26 protein-coding genes are annotated in these 25325 nt (G+C 66.7%); 17 read left to right on the forward strand and 9 right to left on the reverse strand.

Annotated features, from left to right (window positions below; genetic code table 11):
* The first annotated feature begins 76 nt into the window (after nt 1–76).
* The 5 genes from VJ109_RS06020 (at nt 77) to VJ109_RS06040 (ending at nt 5304) form a co-directional block, all read left to right on the forward strand.
* Nucleotides 77–1324 carry an aminotransferase class V-fold PLP-dependent enzyme gene (locus VJ109_RS06020; protein ID WP_324759821.1) on the forward strand — a complete coding sequence of 416 codons (1248 nt, stop codon included), beginning with the start codon at nt 77–79 and terminating at the stop codon, nt 1322–1324.
* Nucleotides 1325–1836: 512 nt separating this feature from the next.
* Nucleotides 1837–2790 carry a winged helix-turn-helix domain-containing protein gene (locus VJ109_RS06025; protein ID WP_324759823.1) on the forward strand — a complete coding sequence of 318 codons (954 nt, stop codon included), beginning with the start codon at nt 1837–1839 and terminating at the stop codon, nt 2788–2790.
* Between the two features lie 61 nt (nt 2791–2851).
* On the forward strand, nt 2852–3841 hold the full coding sequence (locus tag VJ109_RS06030) for an aldo/keto reductase (protein ID WP_324759825.1): 990 nt from the start codon (nt 2852–2854) through the stop codon (nt 3839–3841).
* 109 nt (nt 3842–3950) lie between these two features.
* A complete protein-coding gene (gene sufU, locus VJ109_RS06035) occupies nt 3951–4382 on the forward strand; it encodes a Fe-S cluster assembly sulfur transfer protein SufU (RefSeq protein ID WP_324759826.1) in 432 nt (143 codons plus the stop codon).
* Nucleotides 4383–4512: 130 nt separating this feature from the next.
* Nucleotides 4513–5304, forward strand: a complete 792-nt coding sequence (locus VJ109_RS06040) for a class I SAM-dependent methyltransferase (RefSeq protein ID WP_324759828.1) — start codon at nt 4513–4515, stop codon at nt 5302–5304.
* Nucleotides 5305–5361: 57 nt separating this feature from the next.
* Here VJ109_RS06040 and VJ109_RS06045 read toward each other — a convergent pair whose 3' ends face one another.
* On the reverse strand, nt 5362–7056 hold the full coding sequence (locus tag VJ109_RS06045; protein WP_324759829.1) for a sensor histidine kinase: 1695 nt from the start codon (nt 7054–7056) through the stop codon (nt 5362–5364).
* Between the two features lie 235 nt (nt 7057–7291).
* A complete protein-coding gene (locus VJ109_RS06050; protein ID WP_324760396.1) occupies nt 7292–9259 on the reverse strand; it encodes a heme-binding protein in 1968 nt (655 codons plus the stop codon).
* Between the two features lie 126 nt (nt 9260–9385).
* On the opposite strand from VJ109_RS06050, the gene VJ109_RS06055 reads away from it, so the two are divergent.
* Entirely contained in the window at nt 9386–10279 is an 894-nt protein-coding gene (locus tag VJ109_RS06055; RefSeq protein ID WP_324759830.1) for a hypothetical protein, read from the forward strand.
* Nucleotide 10280: 1 nt separating this feature from the next.
* Here the strand turns inward: VJ109_RS06055 and VJ109_RS06060 are convergent, their stop codons facing one another.
* Nucleotides 10281–10826 (reverse strand): CDP-2,3-bis-(O-geranylgeranyl)-sn-glycerol synthase, encoded by a 546-nt coding sequence (locus tag VJ109_RS06060; RefSeq protein ID WP_324759831.1) that lies wholly within the window; start codon nt 10824–10826, stop codon nt 10281–10283.
* A 114-nt stretch (nt 10827–10940) separates the two neighbouring features.
* Here VJ109_RS06060 and VJ109_RS06065 point away from each other — a divergent pair, with 114 nt between their 5' ends.
* Together VJ109_RS06065 and VJ109_RS06070 are read left to right on the forward strand one after the other, a co-directional pair.
* Nucleotides 10941–11777, forward strand: coding sequence for a proline dehydrogenase family protein (locus VJ109_RS06065; RefSeq protein WP_324759832.1), 837 nt, complete (start codon nt 10941–10943; stop codon nt 11775–11777).
* A gap of 86 nt (nt 11778–11863) precedes the next feature.
* On the forward strand, nt 11864–12523 hold the full coding sequence (locus VJ109_RS06070; protein ID WP_324759833.1) for a DUF502 domain-containing protein: 660 nt from the start codon (nt 11864–11866) through the stop codon (nt 12521–12523).
* A 32-nt stretch (nt 12524–12555) separates the two neighbouring features.
* Here the strand turns inward: VJ109_RS06070 and VJ109_RS06075 are convergent, their stop codons facing one another.
* The 6 genes from VJ109_RS06075 to VJ109_RS06100 all read right to left on the reverse strand — a co-directional run bounded on the left by VJ109_RS06075 (nt 12556) and on the right by VJ109_RS06100 (nt 16692).
* Nucleotides 12556–13488 (reverse strand): branched-chain amino acid transaminase, encoded by a 933-nt coding sequence (locus VJ109_RS06075; RefSeq protein WP_324759834.1) that lies wholly within the window; start codon nt 13486–13488, stop codon nt 12556–12558.
* Between the two features lie 158 nt (nt 13489–13646).
* On the reverse strand, nt 13647–14321 hold the full coding sequence (gene ribB / locus VJ109_RS06080) for a 3,4-dihydroxy-2-butanone-4-phosphate synthase (RefSeq protein WP_324759836.1): 675 nt from the start codon (nt 14319–14321) through the stop codon (nt 13647–13649).
* Nucleotides 14308–15006 carry a DUF120 domain-containing protein gene (locus tag VJ109_RS06085; RefSeq protein ID WP_324759837.1) on the reverse strand — a complete coding sequence of 233 codons (699 nt, stop codon included), beginning with the start codon at nt 15004–15006 and terminating at the stop codon, nt 14308–14310. The genes ribB and VJ109_RS06085 overlap by 14 nt, the downstream gene beginning before the upstream one ends.
* Before the next feature lie 176 nt (nt 15007–15182).
* A complete protein-coding gene (gene twy1, locus VJ109_RS06090) occupies nt 15183–16160 on the reverse strand; it encodes a 4-demethylwyosine synthase TYW1 (protein WP_324759838.1) in 978 nt (325 codons plus the stop codon).
* Between the two features lie 71 nt (nt 16161–16231).
* Nucleotides 16232–16414, reverse strand: coding sequence for a DUF8106 domain-containing protein (locus VJ109_RS06095; RefSeq protein WP_324759839.1), 183 nt, complete (start codon nt 16412–16414; stop codon nt 16232–16234).
* Nucleotides 16411–16692, reverse strand: coding sequence for a DUF8028 family protein (locus VJ109_RS06100; protein ID WP_324759841.1), 282 nt, complete (start codon nt 16690–16692; stop codon nt 16411–16413). The genes VJ109_RS06095 and VJ109_RS06100 overlap by 4 nt, the downstream gene beginning before the upstream one ends.
* Before the next feature lie 289 nt (nt 16693–16981).
* Between VJ109_RS06100 and VJ109_RS06105 the strand changes: the two genes are divergently transcribed.
* The 9 genes from VJ109_RS06105 (at nt 16982) to VJ109_RS06145 (ending at nt 25271) form a co-directional block, all read left to right on the forward strand.
* Nucleotides 16982–17353 carry a cyclophilin-like family protein gene (locus VJ109_RS06105; RefSeq protein ID WP_324759842.1) on the forward strand — a complete coding sequence of 124 codons (372 nt, stop codon included), beginning with the start codon at nt 16982–16984 and terminating at the stop codon, nt 17351–17353.
* Nucleotides 17354–17415: 62 nt separating this feature from the next.
* Complete coding sequence (hemC, locus tag VJ109_RS06110) at nt 17416–18558, forward strand: hydroxymethylbilane synthase (protein WP_324759843.1); 1143 nt, start codon at nt 17416–17418, stop codon at nt 18556–18558.
* Nucleotides 18555–19364: a uroporphyrinogen-III C-methyltransferase gene (gene cobA / locus VJ109_RS06115; protein ID WP_324759845.1), complete on the forward strand. Its 810-nt coding sequence runs from the start codon at nt 18555–18557 to the stop codon at nt 19362–19364. The genes hemC and cobA overlap by 4 nt, the downstream gene beginning before the upstream one ends.
* Complete coding sequence (locus tag VJ109_RS06120) at nt 19364–20116, forward strand: uroporphyrinogen-III synthase (RefSeq protein ID WP_324759846.1); 753 nt, start codon at nt 19364–19366, stop codon at nt 20114–20116. The genes cobA and VJ109_RS06120 overlap by 1 nt, the downstream gene beginning before the upstream one ends.
* A 129-nt stretch (nt 20117–20245) precedes the next feature.
* Nucleotides 20246–21433: an extracellular solute-binding protein gene (locus tag VJ109_RS06125; protein ID WP_324759847.1), complete on the forward strand. Its 1188-nt coding sequence runs from the start codon at nt 20246–20248 to the stop codon at nt 21431–21433.
* Nucleotide 21434: 1 nt separating this feature from the next.
* Nucleotides 21435–22409 carry an ABC transporter permease gene (locus tag VJ109_RS06130; protein ID WP_324759848.1) on the forward strand — a complete coding sequence of 325 codons (975 nt, stop codon included), beginning with the start codon at nt 21435–21437 and terminating at the stop codon, nt 22407–22409.
* The gene (locus VJ109_RS06135; protein WP_324759849.1) at nt 22406–23344 is read left to right on the forward strand and encodes an ABC transporter permease; all 939 of its coding nucleotides are present in this window, start codon (nt 22406–22408) and stop codon (nt 23342–23344) included. Before VJ109_RS06130 ends, VJ109_RS06135 begins: the two co-directional genes overlap by 4 nt.
* Nucleotides 23344–24372, forward strand: a complete 1029-nt coding sequence (locus tag VJ109_RS06140) for an ABC transporter ATP-binding protein (protein WP_324759850.1) — start codon at nt 23344–23346, stop codon at nt 24370–24372. The genes VJ109_RS06135 and VJ109_RS06140 overlap by 1 nt, the downstream gene beginning before the upstream one ends.
* Nucleotides 24369–25271, forward strand: coding sequence for a metallophosphoesterase family protein (locus tag VJ109_RS06145; protein WP_324759852.1), 903 nt, complete (start codon nt 24369–24371; stop codon nt 25269–25271). Before VJ109_RS06140 ends, VJ109_RS06145 begins: the two co-directional genes overlap by 4 nt.
* Nucleotides 25272–25325: the final 54 nt, after the last annotated feature.

The raw sequence follows: 25325 nt of genomic DNA on the forward strand, positions 1-25325 counted from the left end.
CAGCGACGGACTGTCGCCGGTGCCGAGTTCTAGGTGAACCGAAGGAAAGTTCCCCGTCGAGCACCAGGTACGAGTAATGAGACACTCCGACTCCGAACTGCTCGACGTGGCGAGTATCCGCGAGGACTTCCCGATCCTCCAGCGGGAGTTCGACGGCGAGCAAGTGGTGTATCTCGACAACGCGGCGACGACCCAGACCCCCGAGCCGGTCGTCGAGACCATCGCGGACTACTACCGGACGACAAACGCCAACGTCCACCGCGGCCTCCACCAGTTGAGCCAGGAAGCCAGCGTCGCCTACGAGGACGCCCACGACCGCGTCGCCGAGTTCATCGGGGCCTCCGGCGAGCGCGAGGAGATCGTCTTCACCAAGAACACCACCGAGAGCATGAACGTGGTGGCCTACGCCTGGGGCCTGAACGAACTCGGTCCCGAGGACGAGATCGTCCTCACGGAGATGGAACACCACGCCTCGCTGGTGACCTGGCAGCAGATCGCGAAGAAGACCGGCGCGACGTGTCGGTACATCCGCACCGCCGAGGACGGCACGCTGGACATGGATCACGCACGGGAACTGATCACCGACGACACGGCGATGGTCAGCGTCGTCCACGTCTCGAACACGCTCGGGACCGTCAACCCCGTCTCGGAACTGGCCGACATCGCTCACGACCACGACGCCTACATCTTCGTCGACGGCGCGCAGTCGGTCCCGAACCGTCCGGTCGACGTCGAGGCCATCGACGCCGACTTCCTGGCCTTTTCCGGCCACAAGATGGCCGGGCCGACCGGGATCGGCGTCCTCTACGGGAAGAAACATCTCTTAGAGGAGATGGAGCCGTACCTCTACGGCGGGATGATGATCAAGAAGGTCACCTTCGAGGACTCGACGTGGAACGACCTCCCATGGAAGTTCGAGGCGGGGACGCCGGTCATCTGCCAGGGAATCGCGCTCGCGGAGGCCTGTGACTACCTCGACGACATCGGGATGGAGCGCATCGAGCGCCACGAACAGCGACTGGCCGACTACGCGATGGAACGGCTGGTCGAACAGGACGACGTCGAGACCTACGGCCCGCCGGCGGGCCAGGAACGGGGCGGACTGGTCGCGTTCAACCTCGATTCCGTCCACGCCCACGACCTCTCCTCGATCCTCAACGACTCGGCGGTCGCCATCCGGGCCGGCGACCACTGTACGCAGCCGCTACACGACAAACTCGGCGTGGCCGCCTCCGCACGGGCTTCCTTCTACGTCTACAACACCCGCGAGGAGGTCGACAAACTCGTCGAGGCCATCGACGACGCCAGACAACTGTTCGCGTAGCGCGGTCCGAGGAATCGAGAACCGCGATGCGAACGGCACGAACGCGCCATGAGCGCCGTGGGATGGGCAGCGGTCTTTCTGAAAGAGTTGCCCCAGAGTGCGCTATTCCGGTTGAGAGCCGCGTCTCCGGGCCCGGCGCGGGGACTGCCGACATGAACGGGACCGACGGCGAGCGTCGACAGCGGCGACCAACCGGGAGAGCGTGACTGTCCCGAGGGCGCCCAACGTGACCCCGAGCGCGAACACCGGGTAACTGACCGCGAGCAGTACACTGACGAGCAGACAGACCAGCGCGAGGCTCCCACCGGACGACGCGGGTCCCGTCTCCGCCGACCGACTGGGTCGGGTTGTGTGTGGGTGTTTCATCGTATATCGACAGTTGCTCCCCGTTCCCTTAACAATAATCTGAATGATATTTCTGTAAGCGAGTTTTCCGAAGCGTTCTTCTGTAGTCTGTATGATGCTTCGGTTCCGGCCCGGGCTTTACAACCACACCGGCTGTATCGAGGTATATGACCGGCGCGGACGGTAGCGACACGCTCTCCCCGGACGAGGCCTTCGCCGCCCTGGGTGACGAGACCCGTCTCGGGATTCTCCGGACACTGGGCGAGGCAGACGAGCCGCTCTCGTTTTCGACGCTACGGAAGCGGGTCGGCGTCCGGGATTCGGGGCAGTTCAACTACCACCTGGAGAAGGTGGTCGGCCACTTCGCGGAGAAGACCGACGAGGGGTACGTCCTCCGCCGAGCGGGCCGGCGAGTGGTCGAAGCGGTGCTGTCGGGTGCGGTCACCGAGACGCCCGACCTCGAACGGACGCGGATCGATCAGTCCTGCGGGAACTGTGGCGCACCCGTCGAGATCCGCTGGCGGTCGGGGAACGTCGAGTTGTTCTGTACGGAATGTGCCGGCCGATACGGGCAGTCCTACGGCGCGAACAAACGCCCGGAAGCCGTCGAGCGGGGGTATCTCGGACGGATGCCGCTCCCGCCGGCGGGGCTGGGGGGACGGACGCCGACCGAAGCGGCTCGGGCCGCTTGGACCTGGGCTCACCTGGAGATGTTCGCCATGGCGAGCGGCCTCTGTCCGCGCTGTTCGGCGACCGTCGAGTACGAGGTGTTCCCCTGTGAGGACCACGACGCTGACGGCGGGATCTGTGAGCACTGCGAGAGCGCCAACGCGGTGAACCTGGGGGTCGACTGCACGAACTGTATCTTCCGTGGCGGCGGCGCGTTCGTCATCAAACTCGTCTCCGATCCCCATCTGCTGGCGTTTCTCACCGACCACGGACTGGACCCGATCGTCCCGTCCGACCCCCACCGTGTCGACCACATCCACACCGAGTACGGAGGGACGGTCCACTCGGCGGAGCCGTTCCACGCCGAGTTCACGTTCGGCATCGACGGCGATCGGCTGACGCTGACCGTCGACGACGGGTTGGCGGTAGTCGAGGCGGAACGGGACCGGTAGCCAGGCCGACACCCGATTCGTCGGGGAGAGCTTTCATGATCCGGTCGGCCCAACCGCGGGTATGGAGCTAGAATACGTCCGACTCGGGGAGACCGGACTGTCCGTCAGCGAACTGGCCCTCGGGACGTGGCGCTTCGGCCGCGAGACCGACGACGGGACCATCGAGATCGACGAACAGCGATCCCACGAACTGCTGGACGCCTACGAGGACGCCGGCGGGCGGTTTATCGATACTGCCGATGTCTACGGCGGCGGCGACAGCGAGCGCTGGATCGGCGACTGGCTAGCAGAGCGGGACCGCGAGGAGTACGTGCTGGCCTCGAAGATCTACTGGCCGACACGCGAGGACGACCCCAACGGCCGCGGGCTGGGCCGCAAGCACATCCGGCGCAACATCGACCTGATGCTCGACCGACTCGGCACCGACTACCTCGACGTGCTCTACATCCACCGCTGGGACGAGGACACGCCCGCCCGAGAACTGATGCACACCCTGACCGGCCTGGTCGACGACGGGAAAGTGAACTACCTGGGCGCGTCGACGTTCCAACCCAACGCCTGGCGGGTCGCCCAGGCCAACGAACTGGCCGAGCGGGAGGGACTGGAACCCTTCACGATCTCCCAGCCCCGCTACAACCTCGTCAACCGCGAGGTCGAGGGCGACTACCTGGAGATGTGTGACCACTACGGCCTGGGCGTCTGTCCCTGGAGCCCGCTGGGACAGGGGGTCCTGACGGGCAAGTACGACCGCGAGGACCGCCAAGCGGACGCCTCGGCCGGCCGCAGCGAGGAGTGGAAAGACGCCTACCTCACCGAGGAGAACTTCGCCGTCGTCGACGAGGTCCGGACCGTCGCCGACGAGGTCGACGCCACGCCCGCACAGGTCTCGATCGCGTGGCTCATGCACCACGACAGCGTGGCCGTCCCGCTGCTGGGCGCCCGGACCGTCGACCAACTGGCGGAGAACCTCGGGGCCGCGACCGTCGACCTCTCGGCCGAGCAGTTCGAACGCCTCGCCGAGGCCAAATCCGGCCCCTACGACGAGATCTGAACGGGGCCGGAGCGGTCGGCCGGGAACGTATAGTATCAGCACCGCGGGGGAACCCCCGAAGGGTGGAGAGGAAGCCTTTTGCACGGCTGTGCCGTATACACTCTCAATTATGGGTATCGGCGGCTCCGACATGTACCGACAGCAGATTTTGGACCACTACAAGAGCCCACGTAACTACGGGGAGATCGACGACCCGACGTTTACACACGTCGGGGAGAACCCGATGTGTGGCGACGAGATCCGGATGGACGTGGTCCTCAGCGAGGACGAAGAGACAATCGAACACGTCGCGTTCCGGGGCGACGGCTGTGCCATCTCACAGGCGTCGGCGTCGATGCTCACCGAGCAACTCCAGGGCATGTCAATCGAGGAACTCCAGGCGATGGACAGAGACGACATCGTCGACATGCTGGGCGTGGAGATTTCGCCGATGCGCATCAAGTGTGCGGTGCTGGCCGAGAAGGTCGCACAGGACGGCGCCGAGATCTACTTCGGCGAGAAAGACATCGACCGGACGACGACGGAAGAAGACGACGACTGACCGCTGCAACGGCGATACAGTGTCGGGCAGCGTCGTCTGGCAGCGTGCACCGTAAATCACAGGGACAGCCCGTGGTACTGTCACCCATCCAACCGTCACTGTTTTTTCGTGCCTTCGCGGTTGTGGAACCGTGACCGACGGAAACAGTTGGGACCCCGACGACTACGACGAGGGCCACGGTTTCGTCACCGAGTACGGGCGGGACTTGCTTGAACTCCTGTCGCCCGGACCGGGCGATCGGGTCCTCGACGTGGGCTGTGGCACCGGCCACCTGACGGCGGTGATCGCCGACAGCGGGGCCGACGTGGTCGGCATCGACGCCGCAGCCGAGATGGTCGACCAGGCCCGCGAGGCTCACCCGGACTGTGCGTTCCGACAGGCCGACATCCGCGAGTACGAGCCCGAGGGTGAGTTCGATGCCGTGTTCTCCAACGCAGTGTTGCACTGGATTCCCGGGCCAGCCCACGACGCCGTGTTGTCGACCATCGCCGACGCGCTAACCGCAGAGGGACGGTTCGTCGCCGAGTTCGGCGGCCGCGGCAACGTGGCTGCGATCACCGACGCCCTGGCAGCGGAACTGAGCGAGCGCGGCTACGACCGAACACAGCCGTGGTACTTCCCGAGCATCGGCGAGTACGCACCGCGTGTCGAGTCCCACGGGCTGGAACTGCGCTTCGCCCGGCTGTTCGATCGGCCGACGGGGCTGGACGACGGAGAGGCCGGCCTGCGTAACTGGATCGGGATGTTCGGCGACGAGTTCTTCGACGGTGTCGGGACGGCCGAACGGGAGGCAATCCTGAACGGCGTCGAGGAGCGTCTTCGGCCGCACCTGTTCGACGAGGGGGCCTGGACGGCCGACTACCGGCGGCTCCGGCTCCTGGCACGACAGGCGGAGTTCCGATCGGACTCGTCAAGAGAATGAACCGGCGGCGCGTTGCCGACACGGCCGACAACCGCTGTCCGACCCGAGTGGACAGCGTCACCGCTCGGTTAGTACCGACGGGTAGAGGTCGGTCACCTCGAAGCGGGCACCGCCGTCCTCGCTATCGGTGTAGTCGATCGTCCAGCCGTGGGCTTCGACGATCCGTTCGACGATAGCCAGCCCGAAGCCCGTCCCGTCGGATTCGGAGGTGACCCCCAGTTCGAAGATGTCACCGCGTGCGCCCTCCGGGATGCCTGGCCCGTCGTCCGCAACGTAAAACCCGCCGTCGAACGAGCCGACAGTCACAGTCACGTCCTCACCACCGTGTTCGACAGCGTTCCGGAACAAGTTCTCGAACACCTGCCGCAGCCGTGTTCCGTCGGCGACGACGGTCGTGTCGGTCTCGACGACCAGGGTCGCCGTCTCGGTTCCGACTACCCCCCAGGCCGCCCGGCAGGCCGACTCGAGATCGACCTCGGCCTTCTCGTCGATCGTCTGGCCCTCGCGCGCGAGGTGGAGCAGTTCTTCGAGCATCGTCTCCATCCGATCGACTGCGTCGCTGGCGTCGTCGAGATGGGAGAGATCGCCCGTCTGACGGGCCAGTTCGATCTTCCCGTCGACCACCTGGAGCGGGTTACGGAGATCGTGGCTCACGATGCCGGTGAACTCCTCCAATCGCTCGTTTTGCGTCGCGAGCGCCTGCTTGTGTGCCTCACGGTCTGTCACGTCACGGAGGACGACCGTGTACCCACGAACGATGTCGTACCGGTCGCTGATCGGCGTCGTTCGGACGTCGTATACCACGGTAGTTAGCCGGTCACCGTCCCGATGGGGCGTCGTGACCTCCAGATTCGTCGTCCCGCCGTCACAGGGGCGAAGAACCGTATCGAGGCCGTCGATCGTGACGTCCGAGAGGGTCGGTCGGTCGATCCCCGCCTCGATGTAGCTGGCGGCAGCCGGGTTCCGGTCGGCGATCAGCCCGTCCTGGTCGACGACGAACACCGGATCATCGATCTCTTCGAGAAGTGTGTTGGCCGCCAGCGGCACGACGTTCAGGAAGTCGTACCGGTACAGAGCGAGACCGATCCCGACGGTCTGGACGAGGTAGAAGATCGGCGTCAGATCCAGCCGTGGATGTGGCGTTATCCCCGCGAAAAACGCCGCGTTAGCCAGCGTGACCAGCAGCGTCACCGCCAGGATGATACCGGCCTGCTTCCGATAGAGGTTCCGGGTCCGGAGAAAGAACCGGCCGAGAAACACGAACGAGACCCCGAGGAGCACGTAGACGTACAGTAACTGCCCGTCGGCGAGTAGCCCGAGTTCCTCGTACGGTAACCGAAGGATACCGTAGTGGCCGACGCCGTACTCAACCGTCACTAGATCCGCCGGGTTGAGGACGTAGAGGACGGCGTAGACGAGCACCTCTCCGACGACGAGTCGCTCGACCAGCGACGGGAGCCACCGGCTGTCCCCAGTGTACTCGACGACGAACAGGAACCAGGCCGTCACCGCCAGTAACGAGATGATCGCGGTCGGTGCGCTCCAGCGGGTCGCTATCGCGTCAGTCGGGCTGAGCATACCAGCGAGCGTAAACAGCGCCCACGTTCCGTTCGTGAGCATCAACAGCGCAAACCGGTCGGAGACAGGATGATCAACACGCGCCCACGAGTACCACGCGAACCCGTAGCTCGCGACGACCGACACAGCGATCAAGACCGCGATGAGTACACTCGTCGCGACGACAGCAACCATCTGGGTTCTCTTTCGTTCCCGACTGCTATACGCTTGGGCTTCAGTTATCAGTCCCGATAACTATCGAGTACCGTCGGTGAATGGCTTCCGTGTGTTCGTGCTGTCGTTGCGGGTTACTGGCCCCCAGCCGACGGAAGAGGCTCCCGTAGTCCGGACGGGATTCCCCGAGCGTCTCGGACAATAGTCACAGGTGGTTTTCGATCGTGAAAACCGGCGACACCTCCTTCGGCTGTCCTTAGGCCAGGAACACGTGTCGCGGTCGGTCGGCGAGTACGTCACGTCCCCAGTCGACCGTCTCGGAGAACTCCTCGGAGCGGAAGAAGGCCATCGCGTCCTCCTTGCTGTCCCACTGGCTCGCGATGAACATGTCGTTCTCGTCGTCGTCGTTCGAGAGCAGCGACGTCTCGCGGTGGCCGTCCATCTCCGCGAGCAGGCCCCCGACGGTGTCGAACTTCTCGACGAACTCCGTGCGGTACTCGGGTTTGACCGTATAGAACATCCCCATCGTCCCGAAGCCGTCGCTCTCGCCCTGGCGACGGACGACATCGGGGAGGTCAGTCAGATACTCGCTTGCGGTCCCGGCGGCGTCTTCGGTGTCCCACAGCGACGCGACGGCGGCTGTCTCCGCGTCCGCACTCCGGTAGACCGAGGTCCGGACGTGCGTGTCGTACCGGTCGAAGGCGTCCCGGAGGTTCGCGACCTCCGCGGCGAGTTCCTCGGGGTCGGCCTCGGAGTAGACGACCAGCGCGTAGACATCCTCTCCGTGAGGCTGGCCGGCATAGACACCCTCGGCTTCTAGTTGTGCTCGGATCGACTCGGAGGAAGCGGCGGTCCGGCTGTCCTCGTCGTCGCCCCCCTCGCCGAGCTGGCCGCCGAACTGCTGTTCGATGCCATCGAGGTCGCTGAGGAAGCCGGCGGCGGTCTCGGCGGCCTCCTCGGCCGTCCAGATGCTCACGACGAACGTCTGGCCGCTCTGGGCTCGTACCGTCGTGGTGACGTGGCGGTCATAGTGATCGAAACTCTCCGCGAGGTCCTCGACGTCGTCGACGATCGCCTCGGCGTCCGCGCTCGAATGGAAGATCAGCGCGAAGTCCCCGGCGTCGTAGGTCTCGCCTTCGGAGAGGCCGAGCCGACCGAGCCGCTGGACGGCGTCGTCGACGAGTTCGTAGTCGCCGGAGACATCCGGTCGGCCGCCGCTCGTGTCGCTGTCGTCGCCGTGCTCGCTCGTCGGGTGGTCGGCGTCGTCGGCCGCCTCCCCGTGTGGGTGATCGCCCTCGCTCGCACTCCCGGGATGGGCGCCGCTGTGGCCCTCGGTGTCGCCAGCCCCAGCGTCGTCGGCGTGGGCGCTCGAACCGTGGTCGTGGCCGGCGTGGGCGTCGGTCTCCGTATGGGCGTCCGGGACGGCGTCCTGATCTGTCGGGACGCGCTGGCCGGCCAGGACGGCCGGCAGGTCACCGGGTGCGAACTTCCGACCGACGTAGAAGGGGCCGAACTCGGCGAACTGCGAGGTCGAGGGATCGAACCGCATCTCGGTCAGCAGCTCCTTGATCGCCGTCATCTCCTCGCTCCAGAGCGTGATCCCCCACTCCCAGTCGTCGAAGCCGATCGACCCGCAGATCATCTGGTTGACGTTGCTCCCGTGGCTCCGGCCGATCTCGCCGTGGCGCTTGATGTGGGCGGCCCGCTCCTCGAAACTGGTGTCGTACCAGTTCTGGTCGGGCTGGCGGCGCTTGCTCATCGGGTAGAAACAGACGAACTCCTCGTCGGGAACGTCGGGGTGGAGTCGAGCCTGGATGTACTGTGCCAGCCCGGAGTCGTCGTCGACCTCGCCGTCGAAGTACTCGCGGGACTTCTCGGTGTAGCCCGAGGCCTCCGTCACCGAGACGTAGGAGAACTCCTGTTCGGTGAAGGCGGCGAACTCCGTCTGCTCGAAGTGGCGTTCGGCGGCGTCGAGATCGCCCATCGTCGGCCGCAGATGGAGGATCATGAGGTCGGCCTTGTGGCCGAGAACGGTGTAGACGGCCGTCTGGCCCTCGTCGGCGTCTTCGACGGCCTCGTACGCGTCGAGGAAGTCGATCCCCTCCGAGAGCGCCCGGTCCCGGACCCGCTGGGGGGCCTCGCGCCAGGCGTCCCAGTCGATACTGCGACAGTCGTGCAGGACGTACCAGCCCTCCTCTGTCGCCGGCGGCTTGCGTTGCTCCATGGCCGGCGGTTCGGCGTGGACGCTAACGAACCTTCCCATCTCCCAGCGGCCGCGTGGGCCACTCCGAGAGCCTCCGTTCACCGATCGTCCACAAGATATTTTCCGCCCAAACGGCGATTAGCGGCCGTGAACCGACGACACTACCTCGCCCTGATCGGTACGACTCTCGGTTCCCTGGGTGGCTGTGCCCAGTCGCCAGGAGACGACTCGGTTACTCCGGCGACCGACGAGACGACGCCCTCCCCCACGCCGACCGACGGATCGACGCCGACACCGACCGTCGACAGACAGCGTGTCGGGGTCGGCGAGACCGTCAGCGTCAACGGGACCAGCGTCACGGTCTCGAACCCCCGTGTCAGGCTCGCGATCCCCGTCTCCGGTATGCACGTCCTCCCGCTGACGACCGACGTGGGCCAGTTCGTCGTCGTGGACGTGACGGTCGACGGGAGCCCGGCAGCCGAACTCGACGAGGCGTTCGGCGCCACCGTCGGCGGCGACCGAGTGCAGGAGAGCACCCCCCAGTCGACCACGACGGCGGGGGCGTTCGGCGTCCCGTTCCCGGTCGGCGACCACGACACGGCGGCGGTCCGCTGGACGGCCGGATCGACGACGGCCGTCGACTGGGCGCTTCCCGACTCGGTCCGGGCCGCCCTCGCCGAGACGCCCGCGTTCCGCGTCACGTCCTTCGAGAGCCGCGTCGCCGACGGCCAGCGCGTCGTCGAACTGGCGGTCCGCAACGACGGCGGCCGCGACGGGCGGTTCCTCGGCCGACTCTCCTTCGAGGGGTTCAGCGGCGGCGACCTCCTCTCGTTTGCGGTTCCGAAAGGTGGGTCAGAACGCTACAGCGGCCGGCCCGGAAAGGTGTTGTTGTACTTCGAGAACAACGGCGGCGAGACGCTGACGCTCCAGTATCCCGGCGTCGACGGGATGGAGTCGGTCGAACACACCGTGCCTGTCGACACCGAGACGGGGTCCCCGGCGTCGACGGCAACCGAGACGCCGACCGTGGTCGATCAGTGAGTCACCACGGTTCGTTCTTCAGGCCGAGCAGATAGGCGATGCCGTTGGTCACGACGTGAAGCAGTGGCGTCACGACGAGGATCGCCACCAGCACCGGGCGCGTAAACGTCGCCAGGAACCATCCCGGGGCGACGACCAGCGCGAGGAGCAGGGCACCGACGACGAAATCCAGTTGATCCAGCCCCGGGAACGCAGCCCCCCGTTCCCGCCCGCTGCGGCGCTTGAGAAACGACGCGCCGATGTCACCGAGCATCGCCCCCAGCGCCAGTCCGATCCCGGCGAGAAGCGGGAACCGCGGGAGCGAGTGGCCGAGCACGTCGCCGACGGTCGGTGCGAGTTCGTTCATCGCCAGCGCCAGTGCCGTCCCGGCGACCGTCCCGGCGGCGGTTCCCCGCCAGGTCTTGCCGTCGCCCAGCAGTCGACTCCCGCCCATCGTCCGTCCGCCATCGATTGGGCGCCCGCCACCGGCCAGGACGGCCGCGTTGTTGGGAACGTACGCCGGTCCCATCGCCCACAGCGCCGTCACGACGACTCCGACGAGATCCATGTGGGACTGCTCTCACGCCCCGTTCTTAATTACTGTGAGCCTGTCTCGGCCGGTCGGTACCGAGCCTGTCGGCTGGGGACAACGTTGATACCGACTGGGCGGCAATATTTACCCATGCTTCCGCCAGTTGCGAGCCGTTTTATCGCCGGAGAGAGCGACCCAGAGGTGTTGGAACACGCACGGCAGCTCAACCAGGGCCAGGTCGGAGCCATCTGCAACAAGCTTGGCGAGCACTACCACACCAGAGAGCGAGCGACGGCTGACGCCGAGGCCTACGAACGGCTCGTCGCCGACATCGGCGACAGCGACCTCCGGGCCTGCGTCTCCGTGAAACCGTCACAACTGGGCCTGTTCGTCGACGAGGGCGTCTTCCGGGCGAACCTCGCGCGGGTCGTCACAGCCGCCGAGGCGGCCGGCGTCTTCGTCTGGATCGACATGGAGGACCACACGACGACCGACGCGACGCTTGACGCCTTCGAACACCACGCCGTCGAACGGGGCGGTGGCGTCGGGGTCTGCCTCCAGGCGAACCTCCGGCGGACCCCCGAGGACCTCGAACGGCTGGCGGCCCTGCCCGGGAAAGTCAGACTCGTCAAAGGCGCCTACGACCCGCCGGCCGATGTCGCCTACCAGGACGGCAACGCCGTCAACGAGGCCTACGAGGAGTGTCTACGGTACATGTTCGAGGCGTTCGAGGACGGCATCGCCGTCGGGAGTCACGACCCCCGGATGTTGACCCTGGCGGCGGATCTGTACACGAAACACGGGACCCCCTACGAGGTCCAGATGCTGATGGGGGTCCGGACCGACGACCAGTTCGAACTAGCCGACTCCGTCGACGTCTGGCAGTACGTCCCCTACGGCAGCCGATGGCCGTCGTATTTCTGGCGGCGGGTACTCGAACGCAAGGAGAACGCGCTGTTCGCGTTGCGGGCGATCGCCGGGAGCTAGACCCCGCCGCAGCCCGGTTCTCAGCGTCCCGATCGTGGCTGGAACAAAAGGGAAGGGCTGATATCCCGGGACACACTGGTAAACATATGGTCTCGTCCTCGTCCTGGAAGCGTGACTTCGCGAGCGGGCTCATCGTCCTCTTGCCCTTCCTGGTGACGACCTACGTGATCCTCTATCTCTACAACATCCTCGCGTCCGCGGCGGTCATTCCGGCCATCGACTCGAAACTCCTGTTGTCGCTGGGCCTGGGACCCGGCATCGCCAACGACGCACGCGCGGTCGAACTGGCGCGGGTGATGACCGCGCTCGTCATCTTCATCCTCATCGTCTTCTCGACGGGCTATCTGATGCGGACCGCGGTCGGGGACATCCTGGAGGCGGCGTTAGACGACATGATGAACCAGGTCCCGGGACTGCGGGTGGTGTACAACGCCTCGAAGATGGCCATCGAGACGGCCGTCGGCGGCACCGAAGAACTCCAGAAACCGGTGAAACTCGAAGTGTGGGAAGGGATGCGGATGACCGCGTTCAAGACCGGCAAGACGACCGACGACGGCCGGGAGGTCCTCTTCTTACCGACTGCCCCCAACATCACGACCGGGTTCGTGATGGAAGTCGATCCCGCTGACTTCGAACCGACCGACGAGCGTGTCGAGGACGCACTGACCCGTATTCTCAGTGCCGGCTTCGGCGACACGAACGACCAGGAGGAGACCGCCATCGCGATGCTCACCGAGGACGACTGACGGCTCTGTGCCGAGTGAACGTCTGCGCGCCGTCAGACGTACCGGAACCACTCCTCGCGGTCGCCCGACTCCACCAGATCGAAGAAGGCCGTCTGGACGTCGTCGGTGACCGGCCCCTTCGTCCCCTCGCCGATGACGTTGTCGTCGACGCTGCGGATCGGCGTGACCTCCGCGGCCGTGCCGGTGAAGAACAGTTCGTCGGCGGTGTACAGTTCCCCGCGTGAGATAGTGGCGTCGTCGTGGACGGTGTAGCCCATCTCCTCGGCGAGCGTGATCGCCGTCTGGCGCGTGATCCCGTCGAGGATCGACTCGGCCAACCCGGTCGTGTAGATCTCGCCGTCCCGCACCAGGAAGATGTTCTCGCCCGGCCCCTCGGCGACGTTGCCCTCCTTGTTCAGGACGATCGCCTCGGTGTAGCCGTTGGCCTTCGCCTCCTGGGAGGCCAGGACGCTGTTGACGTAGGTCCCCGTCGTCTTGGCATTGGTCGGGATCTGGCTGGAGGCGTACTTGCGCCACGAGGAGACTGCCACGTCGACGCCCTCTTCGAGAGCCTCCTCACCGAGGTAGGCGCCCCAGGGCCAGACGCCGATGGCGGTCTTGACGGGCGATTTCTCGGGGCTCAGTCCCAGCGGGCCGTAGCCGTAGAAGGCGATCGGACGGATGTAACACGAGTCCAGCTCCTCCCGCCGGATGAGTTCCTCGGTGGCTTCGGTCAGTTCCTCGGGTTCGAACGGGATGTCGATGTCGTAGACTCGCCCGGAATCGTAGAGCCGTTCGAGGTGTTCCTCCCAGCGGAAGATCGCCGGCCCGTGGTCGGTGTCGTAACACCGCACGCCCTCGAAGACCCCCGTTCCGTAGTGGAGGGCGTGAGTGAGCACGTGGACCTGTGCGTCCTCGAAGTCGACGAACTCGCCGTCCATCCAGATCGTGTCGACCCCTTCGAACATCTCGGGTCGGTCGCTCATCGGTCCCACCTCGGCGCTGTCGCCCGTCGGTCGCCGCAAGCGCTGTTCACAAGCGTCTCGTCGCGCGTCATATCCACGTCAAAGAAGCCCCTGGTTAAGAGTGTTGCCGGTTCACGTGTCGCTGTCACACGCTCCGTGTACGCTCTACGGCGGGCCGATCAGCCCAAGTGGTCGACGATGCTCGCGCCCTCGACGTAGACCAGTCCCTCGCGGTCGGCGTAGGCCCGTGCGGCCGCCGGCGGGAGCGCCGCGCCCGTCTCGTCGTCGAGCATCTCACAGACGACGACCGCCGGCGGCTGGTCGGCGGCCGCGGCCAGCGCGATCCCGAGTTCCGTGTGACCTAGCCGGTCGGCCAACAATCCCGGTGCGGCCCGCAGCAGGTGGACGTGCCCGGGCGCACGGAACTGCTCGGTGAAGACCGCGGGGTCGGGGTCGGCAGCCACCGCAGCCAGTTCCCGGATCGTCAGCGAGCGGTCCTCGTCGGTGATCCCGGTGAAAGTGTCGCGGTGGTTGACCGTCAGCGAGAACGACGACCGCTCGTCGTAAGCCAGGTCGTGGTCGGCCGAGGTCGGGTGGTCCAGCGCCTCCTGCATGAACGGCAGGTCCAGCCGGTCGGCGACGGCGTCAGACAGCGCGACACAGACCAGCCCGCCGGCGTCGTTGCGCATCCGCGCGACCGCCTCAGGGGTGACGGCCCCGGCCGGGTAGACGAGGTCGGTCTCGCCCTCGCGGTCGGCGGCGTCGTGGATCAACACGGGCTCGCCCCGCCCGAAGGCGGCGACGGCGTCGGCCACGCCCTCGGCGTCGGCGGTGTCGGTCTCACTCCGAGACATGAGCGATCACCTCGTCGCCGTCGGCCAGGCCGAGCACGTCCCGCAGTTTTTCCGGAGCGATGATCTCCAGTTGCTCCTCGCCGTGGTGGGTCCGTTCGGGCGCGATGATGTGGGCGGGTTCGTACTCGCCGTCGCCGCTCTCGACGGAGGCCGGATAGCAGTACGCCGGCCCGTAGGTCCGTTCGTCGTCCTCCCAGCCCTCGATGGTGACGGGTTCGATACCGCTCAGGCGAGCCCGTTTGCGGACGCTCTCCTCGACGAGTTCGACGTTGAGCGTCCCGGCGAACGGTTCGTACCCCAGCCGGTCGATGAACTGCTCCATGTACCCCGGCAGCGTGATGTAGTGGCGGCCCTCACCCATCCCGGAGGTGACGGTCCCGGTGAGATCGACACTAGCATCGTTTTCGAAGATCTGCCGGTAGTCGGCGTACTCCGACTGGAGCCGGCGTGCACCCGCGTCGGTGATCCGAACGTCTTGCCCGTCGCTGACCATGGTCCGTTCGATCAGCCCGGCGTCGTCGAGTCCCTGGAGCCGACGGGACGCCGTCTGGTTCGAGGCGTCGAGTTGCTCGGCCAGCGCCGCACAGGAGATCCTTGTCGCGCCGTCTAACGCCCCGTCCAGTGCCAACACCTTCAGGGTCGCCAGCGCGTCGCGACCGACGGTCTGGCCCGTGGATTCAGCCATACCCCGGCCTAGGGACCACTCGCGGATAAGCATACCGAACGTGAGATGCATTCCAGATGTGGAACAGCGAAGAACCGGAAGAGAGTGTGTCGGCCCGACCGACAGACGGGAAGAGGGGCTGAAGACACCTGAACCCTCGGCCGAACGTCTGCGGGGTTTCTTGTGTGCGATCGCCTTCAGTACTCCACCAGCGCGTCCCCGTCCCAGAACTCGCTGCCTTTCTCCAGTTTCGGGACCCAGGTCTCCTGGTCGCGGGCGAGCATCGCCACGCGGGACTCCTCGACCTCCTTGATCACGTCGTGGGGGAGATACTCGCCGACCTGTTCGGTGAACTCCAGTACCTCGCTGTGTTCGGGCATCGAGTCCCGGTCCAGCCGGCCCCGGGAGTGGCCGACGTGCATGTAGGCTTTCAGTTCGACGAAGTCGGCGTCGGCCCGGTCACACATCGCCGCGTACCACTCGGGATGGTGCATATTGTGGCCGTTGACGAGCGTCGTCCGGATGACAGTCCGCGTGTCGTCCTTTGCCGCGAGCACGTCCAGGGTCTCGATCAGGGAGTCCCAGGCGTCGTCCTCGACGGCCTTGACCGTCGAGTCGAAGGTCTTGCGGTCCGGGGCGTCGACGGAGACGTACAACTGTGTGGGGTCACACCGGGCGAGCATCTCCGGGTCGGTCCCGTTCGAGACGAGGAACGTGGTGATATCGCGGGCGTGGAACTCCTCGATGAGTTCGTCCAGATACGGGTACAGCGTCGGCTCACCGTCCAGCGAGATAGCGACGTGGCGTGGCTCCATCGCCTGCTCGAACACCTCACGGGGGACCTCGTCGTTGCCGCCAAAGCCCGAGAGTAGCTTGCGCTGGAGGTCGATCGAGGCCTCGGCGACGGCCGCCGGGTCGTCCCACTCCACGTCGCCCAGTTCGTAGGCGTGGCCGGCGTGGTCCCGCCAGCAGAACACGCAGCGCTCGTTGCACTTCACCACGGGCGTCATCTGGATACAGCGGTGGGACTCGATGCCGTAGAAGATGTACTTGTAACACTTCCCCTCGCCTCGCAGGGCGTTTTTCGTCCAGCCGCAAGTCTGGGCCGCCGTGTGGTTCTCGCTGTGGTAGGCGGGGTCCGAGACCTGCTTCGGACCGCCGTCTGCGTCGCTCATTGCCGAAGGGACGTTTCCCAAACGTAAAATAGCCGTTCTTCCGGACCGCGTACCCAGTCTCGCGGGTCGGTTCAGAAAGCGGGCTGGTCGACGACGACAGCGCCACAGCGGGGACAACACAGCCGTTCGCCGGGGGCGGAGTCGTCGGCGATCCAGTCGCCGTCGACGGGGCTTTCGTGGGGACAGGCCGGGCAGAACAGCCCGGTCTTTGCCGTTCGTTGCTCGGAGTCGCGGGAGGGAGGACAGAGGCTCATGTGTTCGGGGAGTAGTTGTGGCCGAGGGCGACACAGATGACGTTCAGGGCGACGAGCGCACCGACCAGTAGGGGGTCAGTCGCGACGACATCGGTGGCGAGCGTCCCCGCGATGACCAGCGGGAGCGGGATCGTCGCCCAGAAGGCGACGCCACGGAAGACCGAGACGACGGTCGCGATGACCGTCGCCAGGAGTGCTTGGAGGCTCGATGCGACGGCGGGCGGGCGTGGGATGGAGGGGTCGGCAGTGGACATGACTGGGTCGCGTATCTCGACCATGTACTGGCAACCCCATATAAAGGGCAGACCGTCGGCTTCGATTCAGTTTCCTTCACCGGTTTCCGGTTCCTTTCACGACGTTTTGCGACCGTTCTGCGGACGTACAGAACCGGCTAAAAACGATCGAGAAATTTTATAATCGGTTTTACACCCGCGAAACCGGGTTCTATTGAGAAGCACATAGCCGTCCGTATAGCACGGCACCACGACCCACTGTCACAGCCCAAACGACCGTCGGGAGCGGCCTGGTTGCGTCGCGGTTTTCCCGCCCGCGCTCGATAGCCGACACGTGACCGATCTGCGTATCGCGGTCGACGACCACGAACTGACGGCGAACTGGACGGGGACGAACCCGACGGTTCGGGACGCGATCGCTTCGTCCCTTCCGATCGAGGGCGAGGCGACCCGCTGGGGCGAGGAGTTGTACGTCCGAACCGACGTGGACGTGACGCCCGAGGAGACACAGACGGAGATCCCGGTCGGCGCGGTCGCCTACTGGCCCCAAGGGCCTGTCCTCTGTCTGTTCTGGGGTCCGACCCCGGCGAGCCGCGACGGCGAACCGCGGGCGGCCAGCCCAGTCGCGGTCGTCGCTCGACTCGACGACGTTTCACCGCTGGAGCGAGTTGCCGGCGACGCGACGCTTCGGTTCGAAGCTACGTAGGTCTCGGTCGACCGGCGAGGGGAAGTGATGTCCTTTTCACCCAGGCCCGCCGACGTTCGGGCATGACTACGGAGACACTCAAACTGGCGACACGGGGCTCCGATCTCGCGCTCCGACAAGCCGCGTCGGTCCGGGACCGGTTGTCGAGTCGCCGACTCGGGGTCGACCTCGTCGAAGTCGAGACGACGGGCGACCAGATCCGTGACGAACTCATCCACCGGCTGGGCAAAACCGGCGCGTTCGTCCGGAGTTTGGACGAGAAGGTGCTATCGGGCGAACTAGACGCCGCGGTCCACTCGATGAAGGACATGCCGACCGAACGCCCGGACCGGTTGATCATCGCCGCCGTCCCCGACCGCGGCCCCGCGGGCGATGTCCTCGTGACGCCGGACGGGGACACGCTGGACGACCTCCCGGAAGGTGCGACCGTCGGGACCTCCAGTCTGCGCCGGCGGGCGCAGTTACTGGCCGAGCGGCCGGACCTGACCGTCGAACCGCTGCGGGGGAACGTCGACACCCGTATCGAGAAGCTGCTGGCGCCGACCCTCCAGCGCGAACACCAGGAGCGCCACGAGGCCGAACAGGAGCGGAAAGAACACGCCGGCGAGGACGACAGCGACTACGAGTTCCCCTACGACGAGGATATCGAGGCGTGGTTCGACGGCCTCTCGGAACTCCAGCGCCGGGCGATGGAACGGGACCTCGACACCGAGTTCGACGCCATCGTCCTCGCCGAAGCCGGCATCCAGCGGGCGGGACTGGCCCACCACGTCGAGACGGTGTCGCTGGACCCCGAGCGGTTCGTCCCCGCACCGGGCCAGGGTGCCCTCGCGGTGACGGCCGTCGACGGCGAGCTGGCGGGAGACATCAACGACCGGCTGGACGATCCACAGACCCGCACCGAGACGACCGTCGAACGGACGGTGCTGGCGGAGTTAGGCGGCGGCTGTGTCGCGCCGATCGGCGTCTACGCACAACTGGAGGGCGCGGTCGTCCACACGAACGTCAGGGTGCTCTCGCAGGACGGTGACGAGGAGATTACGGTCTCCCGGGACCTGCCCGCACAATCCCACATCTCGGCCGCCCAGGACCTCGCGGCCGAACTGGCCGAGCGAGGCGCCGACGACCTCATCGCGGCGGCGAAACGCGACTCGGGAACCGCCGACGACGACGCCGGGACCGCACAGGGGGACGAGGACGTATGAGCGACGGCGAGGAACGCGTCGGCAAGAGCGACGATAGCGTCGGCAAGAGCGACGACAGCGTCGGCAAAGTCTACCTGGTCGGCTCGGGGCCGGGCGACCCGGACCTGCTGACGGTCAAGGCCAAACGACTGCTGGAGGAGGCCGACGTGGTCCTCCACGACAAGCTCCCCGGCCCGGAGATTCTGGGGATGATTCCCGAGGCGAAACGCGAGGACGTGGGCAAACGGGCCGGCGGCGAGTGGACGCCACAGGAGTACACCAACGCCCGGATGGTCGAACTCGCACGCGCGGGGGAGACTGTCGTCCGGCTCAAGGGCGGCGATCCGACGGTCTTCGGCCGCGGCGGCGAGGAGATGGTCCACCTGGCCGAGGAGAGGGTCCCCTTCGAACTGGTACCGGGGATCACCAGCGCCGTCGCCGGGCCGGCCGTCGCCGGCATCCCGGTCACCCACCGCGACCACACCTCGTCGGTGTCGTTCGTCACCGGCCACGAGGACCCCACGAAAGAGGAGTCGGCCGTCGACTGGGCGGCGCTTGCCGACACCGGCGGCACCATCGTCGTCCTGATGGGCGTCGGGAAGCTGCCCGACTACACCGCCGCGTTGCGCGAGGCGGGGATGGGCTCCGAGACGCCGGTCGCCCTGATCGAGCGGGCGACCTGGCCCGACCAGCGTGTCGCCACGGGAACCCTGGAGACGATCGTCGCGGTCCGGGACAGCGAAGGGATCGAACCGCCGGCGATCACCGTCATCGGCGACGTCGCCGGCCAGCGCGAACGGGTTCTGGAGTTTCTGGAGGGGGAGTGATGCGGGAGTCCCCCCGGTTGCGTGTGGCCTTCTTCCGCCCCGACGACGAGCGTACCGAGGAAGCCGTCGAACTCGTCGAGTCGCTGGGCGCGGACCCGGTCCCGGACCCGATGCTCGCGGTCGAGCCGACCGACGCGGTCCCCCGATCGGACGCCGACTACGTCGTCCTGACGAGCAAGACCGGCGTGGAACTGGCCGCCGCGGCCGACTGGGACCCCGGCGAAGCGACGGTGTGTGCCATCGGCGACGCGACCGCGAGGGCACTGCGGGAGGCGGGCTACGCCGTCGACCACGTCCCCGAGAAGTTCTCCTCGGCGGGGCTGGTCGAGTCGCTGGCCGACGCCGCTGAGGGCAAGCGCGTCGAGGTCGCCCGCTCGGACCACGGTTCGGCAGTGTTGACCGACGGCCTCGAAGCCGCCGGCGCGTACGTCCACGAGACAGTGCTGTACCGGCTCGTTCGCCCCGAGAGCGCCGGTGAATCGGCCGAACTGGCCGCCGCCGGAGATCTCGACGCGGCGCTGTTTACCTCCTCGCTGACCGTCGAGAACTTCCTCTCGGCCGCCGAACAGCGGGGCGTCCGCGCCGAGGCGGTCGCCGGCCTCGACGCGGCCACGGTCGGCGTGATCGGCGAGCCGACCCGCGAGACGGCCGAAGACCGCGGGATCGCCGTCGACGTGGTCCCCGACCGGGCTGACTTCGAGACGCTGGCCTGTGCAGTCGTCGAAGAAGCGGCCCCCAGCCACCACGAGTGACCACAGTCTGCTCACAGCACCACCGTCTCTATAGCGGTATCGAGACCTCTATGCTGGAATTACCGGGAAATACCAGTACGGAATGCAAATATAAACCGTCTTTCAATTCCTGGGGTTTGTGCCGCCTGTATGGAGTACTCACGTCGACGACTCCTCCAGGCGTCAGGTGCGGCGATCGCAACCGGGCTCGCGGGTTGTTCGGGCGGCAGCGGCTCGGAAGGCAGCGGTGGCTCCTCGGACGGGAGTTCCTCCGGCAGCAGTAGCTCGGATGGCTCGGGCAGCGGGACGACCTACGAGGTCGGCCACGGCGACTTCCAGACGACGGTCAGCGAGAGTACCTTCCCCGAGAAACTGTTCGTCTACGCCGTCCAGACCGGCTGGTCGAACTGGGGTGCGCTCATGAACGACTTCGAACAGCAGTACGGCCTCCCGCTGAACGACGACCAGCGCTCCTCGGGCGAGGCGCTGTCGGACCTCCGCTCGCACGCCCAGGACCCGACCCACTCGGCGTACAACGGCGGCTACACCTACGGCATCCTGGCGATGCAGGACGGGCTGACACAGGCGTACAAACCGAAGGGCTGGGAGAAGGTCCCCGAGAAGCTCAAGACCGACAACGGCCACATGACCGCGACCCGGCGGATGACCACGACGGTCACCTACCGGAAAGACATCTACGAGGAGGAGGGGATCGAACCCCCGGAGACCTGGGAGGACCTCAAGCGTGAGGAGATCGCCACAAACACCCAGTTCCAGCCGCCGAACGCCGCCGTCGGACTGGCCGGCGCCATCTCGATCAACAACGCCTACGGCGGGAGTCTCGACGATATCCAGCCGGTCGTCGACTACTACACGGAAATGAAAGAGAAGGGCGCCGTCTTCGCCGGCAACGTCGAGCAGAAGTTCACCAAAGGCGAGATCACGACCTTCGTCGAGTACGACTACACCGGTCTGGACCTGAAGTACAACGCCGACTCCATCGCCGAAGACCAGGTGGGCGTCTCCCTGCTGACCGGTCCGAACGGCGAGAAGGGGGCGTTCAACCAACCGTACGGCTACGGGATGCTCAAGGGTGCGCCCAACCCCGAGGCCTGTAAGCTGTTCATGGACTACGTCCTCTCGCTGGACGGTCAGCGGAAGTTCCTCGACGCCTACGTCCGGCCGATCCGAGCGCCCGAACTGGAGATGCCCGAGGAGTTCCCGGCCCAGTCGGCCTACGAGGAGACGCAGTTCCAGGTCGACTACCAGAAACTCGTCGACAACCAGGAGAGCATCATCAACGGCATCGGCCAGGGCGTCGGCCTGACGGGCTACTGAGATGGCGACGCGAGACGGATCTGCGCCGTTCGGACGGGTCGGGGCAGGCCTCGTGAGCCTCGTCGCGCCGGCGACCGAACGGGACCGGAGTCGCCGGCGCATCGTCACGCTGGCGGCGCCGTTTCTCGCGCTGGCGGCGTTCGGCGCGTTCGTCCCGCTGGCGACGATGCTCCGGATGAGTACCTCCACGTCGAACTTCGCCATCCAGGGGTTCACGCTGGCGGCCTACGAACAGTTGTTCACCTCGATCCTGGCGGCCGTCCCGGGGACCGGGATCGACGCCAACCCCGTCTACGGCCAGGTCATCTGGAACTCCCTGTGGTTTGGCGCAGCGACGACCGTCGCCAGCGTCGTCGTCGGCGTCGCCATCGCACACGGGCTGGAGAAGTACGACCTCCCCCGAAAAGGACTGCTCGTGACGCTCATCTCCTTCCCGATCAGCCTGCCCGGCATCGTCGCCGCGTTCATGATGATCGTCTGGTTCGGCAAGACCGGCGTGTTGACGAAGGTCCTGTCCGTCTTTACCGGGGCCAGTCCCGACGCCCTCGCCCTGACGGGACAGCCCTCCGGGACCCTGCTGGCGATCACCGGGCTTTTCTTCGGCTACCTCTACTCGATGATCCCCCGGGCGACCTTCCTGTTGCGCGGGAGCTACGCGGAGGTCAACACCGACGCCGAGGAGGCCGCCCGGGCGCTGGGCGCGACGCCCTGGCAGACGTTCCGCTATGTCACCCTGCCACAGATCCGGCCCGGCATCGTCGGTGCGCTCATCCTCACGTTCCGGACGGCGCTGGCAATCTTCGGCACCGTCCTCGTGTTGAAAGCGCTGTCGGTGATCACCTTCCGGTTCAACCAGGAGATCAGCGTCGGGTTCAACCTCCAGATGGCCTCCGCGCTGGCGACGGTGTTTTTCGTCTTCACCGTCGTCTTCACGTTCCTGAGTCTGCGTCTGACGAGCGCGGAGGTGGCCGGATGAGCACGCCCGGTGCCGACGACACCGGCACGGACGCCCGGCAGTCGGTTCCCGCCCGCGATCCCGGCCGAATCGGTCGGCTCTCGGCGGCCGTCGGCCGGCGGGCCATCACCGCGTTGATCCTGGTGACCGTCGTCTTCCTCATCGGTCCGGTGGTGATCACCTTCGTCGCCTCCTTCGCCGGCGAGTGGACGGGTGTCTTCCCCAGCGGCTTCGTCACACTTGACAACTGGGAGCAGGCGCTGGGACTGTCCTCGACGCTGGGGGCCAGCCGCGGCCTCGGCGGATCGACGACGGTCCCGGTGATCGACGCGACGATCCCGCTGCCCGAGACCCTGAGTCTCAGCATGGCGCTGGCGCTGGGCGGGGTGTTCGTCAACCTCATCGTCGGCATCCCGATCGCCTACGCCGTCACCCGATACGACTTCTACGGGCAGGGCTGGCTGAACACGTTCGCCGTGCTCCCCGTGGTTCCGGGGATCATCCTCGGCATCGCGTTCCTGCGGACCTACCCGAACCTCCCCAGCGCCGTCGCGTTGATGATCGGCTACTCGCTGTTGAAAGCGCCGTACATGGTGCTCGCGGTCCAGTCGTCGTTCGAATCGATGGATCTTCGGCAGATCGAGGAGAGCGCCCGCTCGCTGGGGGCCTCCTGGCCGCGGACGTTTCTGACGGTGATCGTCCCGAACGCGAAACGGGGGATTCTCTCGGGCGCGATAATCTGCTGGACGCTCGCGGCCGCGGAGTTCAACTTCTCGTATATCGTCTACTCGCGCGGCCCGAAGCCGTTCTCGTTGTTCCTGTTCGAGAACATCTCGAACAACCCGTTCCTGCGGGCCGCCGCCGCGATCTCGATCTACTTCCTCATCGTCGTCGTCGTGACGGCGCTGTTACGGGCGACCGGGGAACGGGGCTTCTCGATCGGAGGTGTCCGCTGATGGCAGAACAGATCAGACTCGATACAGTCACGAAGGCGTTCGGGGAAACGACCGCCGTCGACGGGGTCTCGCTGACCGTCGAGCCCGGCGAGACCGTCGGGCTCGTGGGGCCGTCCGGCTGCGGGAAGACGACCACCCTGCGGACCGTCGCGGGGTTCGAGACGCCCACGGAGGGCGAGGTCCGGTTTGGCGGCGAGGCGGTGACGAACGTCCCGCCCGAACAGCGGGACGTGGGGCTGGTCTTCCAGTCGTACGCCCTGTTCAACAACATGACCGTCCGGGAGAACGTCGAGTTCGGGCTGAAGATGCGGTCACTGCCAGCGGAGCAGCGGGCCGAACGCGCCCGCGAGGTGCTCTCACTGCTCGATATCGACGAGTTGGCCGACCGGGACCCACAGACCCTCTCGGGTGGCCAGCAACAGCGGGTGGGACTGGCCCGCGCGCTGGCGATCGAGCCCCGCGTGCTCCTGCTGGACGAGCCGATGACCGGCCTCGACGCGAAGCTCAAGACCCGCCTCCAGGAGGAGATGGGCGCGCTGCTGGAGGAGTTGGACGTGACGGCGATCTACGTCACCCACGACCAGGAGGAGGCGATGGTGATGTGTGACCGCATCGCCGTGATGAACGACGGGGAGATCGAGCAGGTCGGACCGCCCCGGTCGGTGTACCAGGAGCCCGAGACGCCCTTCGTCGCGGAATTCGTCGGTACCTCGAACCGGATTCCCGCCACCGCCCGGAACGGGACCGTCGACGTGGGCTTTGCCGACATCGAGAACCGGACCGGCGTCAAGGGCGACGTGACCGTCGTCGCCCGGCCGGAGGCGTTCACCGTCGGCGAGGGACCGATCACCGCGACGGTCCGGAACACGTTCTACCTGGGCGAACACGTCCGGACCGTGGCGGAACTGCCCGACGGGAGCGAGGTGACGCTGAACCTCGACGGGACGGTCACGCCACAGGCCGGCGAGGAGGTGTCGCTCTCGCTGGACCCGGAACGAGTCCACGTTATCGAGGAGGCGCCGGCGTGACGGCCGGGCCGGTGCTCGCACAGCTTGACCGCCCGGCCACCGACGAACGGGTCCGGATCGCCGTGATCGCGGACCCCCACGTCACCGAGCGCGAGCGCGGGACCTGGAAGTGTTACCATCGGACCGTCGAGCGATTCCGGGCCGCGCTGACAGCGGCCGACCGCCGCGGGGCCGACACCGTGGTCCTGGCAGGGGACCTCACCGCCGACGGCCGCTCCGGGCAGTTCGACATCGCCGACGGAGTCCTCGGGGAGACCGCCGTCGATCCGCTCGTCGTTCCGGGGAACCACGACGTCCCCAAGACCTTCGACGATCACGACACGCCCGCCGTCGCGGCCTTCGAGGAGCGGTACGGCTCGCTGCCGGCCGCCGAGACGGTCGGTCCCGTGACGCTGCTGGCCGTCGACAGCGCCAGCGATCCGGGTGGGCGGCTCCGTAACACCTGGGGTGGCGCCGTCGGACCCGCCCAGCGCGAGTGGCTGGCCGACCGAGCGGCCGACGCCGCGGTCCCGATCGTCGTCACACATCACCCGCTGACGGGCCTGCCCGAACACGACGGCTACCCGTGGACGAACTTCCAGGCCGGGGACCGCGAGGCCGTCCGGTCCGTGTGTCGGCGCTACGGCGTCGAGTTGGTCGTCAGCGCCCACCACCACGTCCCCGCGCTGGCGCGCCACAGCGGCGTCACCGAACTCCTCTCCCCGGCGGTCTGTTCGTTCCCGCAGGCCACGCTGGATCTACTGATCGGCCCCGAGGGAACGACCGTCCGGCTGGTTCCCCTGGCAGACCGGGCCGGCGTCGAGGAGGCCTACCACCTCGCCCGCGGCGGGAAAGCCCTCGGTCGAGGCATCTGTGCGATGACGGAGACCCGCCTAGCACGGCTCCCGCTGTCGACGTGAGAACCGGCACGGGGCGCCGGACTCGAAACGTTCAGGGGCGATCCAGGCAAAGCT

It is taken from the genome of Haloarcula montana (genome assembly GCF_035666295.1).
Taxonomy (GTDB): Archaea; Halobacteriota; Halobacteria; order Halobacteriales; family Haloarculaceae; genus Haloarcula; species Haloarcula montana.

Coding starts and splice junctions, on each gene's coding strand:
- VJ109_RS06140 (WP_324759850.1), top strand. CDS start 23,344: ATGGCAGAACAGATCAGACTCGATACAGTCACGAAGGCGTTCGGGGAA.
- VJ109_RS06130 (WP_324759848.1), top strand. CDS start 21,435: ATGGCGACGCGAGACGGATCTGCGCCGTTCGGACGGGTCGGGGCAGGC.
- sufU (WP_324759826.1), top strand. CDS start 3,951: ATGGGTATCGGCGGCTCCGACATGTACCGACAGCAGATTTTGGACCAC.
- VJ109_RS06025 (WP_324759823.1), top strand. CDS start 1,837: ATGACCGGCGCGGACGGTAGCGACACGCTCTCCCCGGACGAGGCCTTC.
- VJ109_RS06100 (WP_324759841.1), bottom strand. CDS start 16,692: ATGGTCGAGATACGCGACCCAGTCATGTCCACTGCCGACCCCTCCATC.
- VJ109_RS06075 (WP_324759834.1), bottom strand. CDS start 13,488: ATGAGCGACCGACCCGAGATGTTCGAAGGGGTCGACACGATCTGGATG.
- VJ109_RS06135 (WP_324759849.1), top strand. CDS start 22,406: ATGAGCACGCCCGGTGCCGACGACACCGGCACGGACGCCCGGCAGTCG.
- VJ109_RS06045 (WP_324759829.1), bottom strand. CDS start 7,056: ATGGTTGCTGTCGTCGCGACGAGTGTACTCATCGCGGTCTTGATCGCT.
- VJ109_RS06065 (WP_324759832.1), top strand. CDS start 10,941: ATGCTTCCGCCAGTTGCGAGCCGTTTTATCGCCGGAGAGAGCGACCCA.
- VJ109_RS06020 (WP_324759821.1), top strand. CDS start 77: ATGAGACACTCCGACTCCGAACTGCTCGACGTGGCGAGTATCCGCGAG.
- VJ109_RS06050 (WP_324760396.1), bottom strand. CDS start 9,259: ATGGAGCAACGCAAGCCGCCGGCGACAGAGGAGGGCTGGTACGTCCTG.
- VJ109_RS06060 (WP_324759831.1), bottom strand. CDS start 10,826: ATGGATCTCGTCGGAGTCGTCGTGACGGCGCTGTGGGCGATGGGACCG.
- hemC (WP_324759843.1), top strand. CDS start 17,416: ATGACTACGGAGACACTCAAACTGGCGACACGGGGCTCCGATCTCGCG.
- VJ109_RS06125 (WP_324759847.1), top strand. CDS start 20,246: ATGGAGTACTCACGTCGACGACTCCTCCAGGCGTCAGGTGCGGCGATC.
- cobA (WP_324759845.1), top strand. CDS start 18,555: ATGAGCGACGGCGAGGAACGCGTCGGCAAGAGCGACGATAGCGTCGGC.
- VJ109_RS06085 (WP_324759837.1), bottom strand. CDS start 15,006: ATGGCTGAATCCACGGGCCAGACCGTCGGTCGCGACGCGCTGGCGACC.
- VJ109_RS06120 (WP_324759846.1), top strand. CDS start 19,364: ATGCGGGAGTCCCCCCGGTTGCGTGTGGCCTTCTTCCGCCCCGACGAC.
- VJ109_RS06030 (WP_324759825.1), top strand. CDS start 2,852: ATGGAGCTAGAATACGTCCGACTCGGGGAGACCGGACTGTCCGTCAGC.
- VJ109_RS06070 (WP_324759833.1), top strand. CDS start 11,864: ATGGTCTCGTCCTCGTCCTGGAAGCGTGACTTCGCGAGCGGGCTCATC.
- ribB (WP_324759836.1), bottom strand. CDS start 14,321: ATGTCTCGGAGTGAGACCGACACCGCCGACGCCGAGGGCGTGGCCGAC.
- VJ109_RS06095 (WP_324759839.1), bottom strand. CDS start 16,414: ATGAGCCTCTGTCCTCCCTCCCGCGACTCCGAGCAACGAACGGCAAAG.
- twy1 (WP_324759838.1), bottom strand. CDS start 16,160: ATGAGCGACGCAGACGGCGGTCCGAAGCAGGTCTCGGACCCCGCCTAC.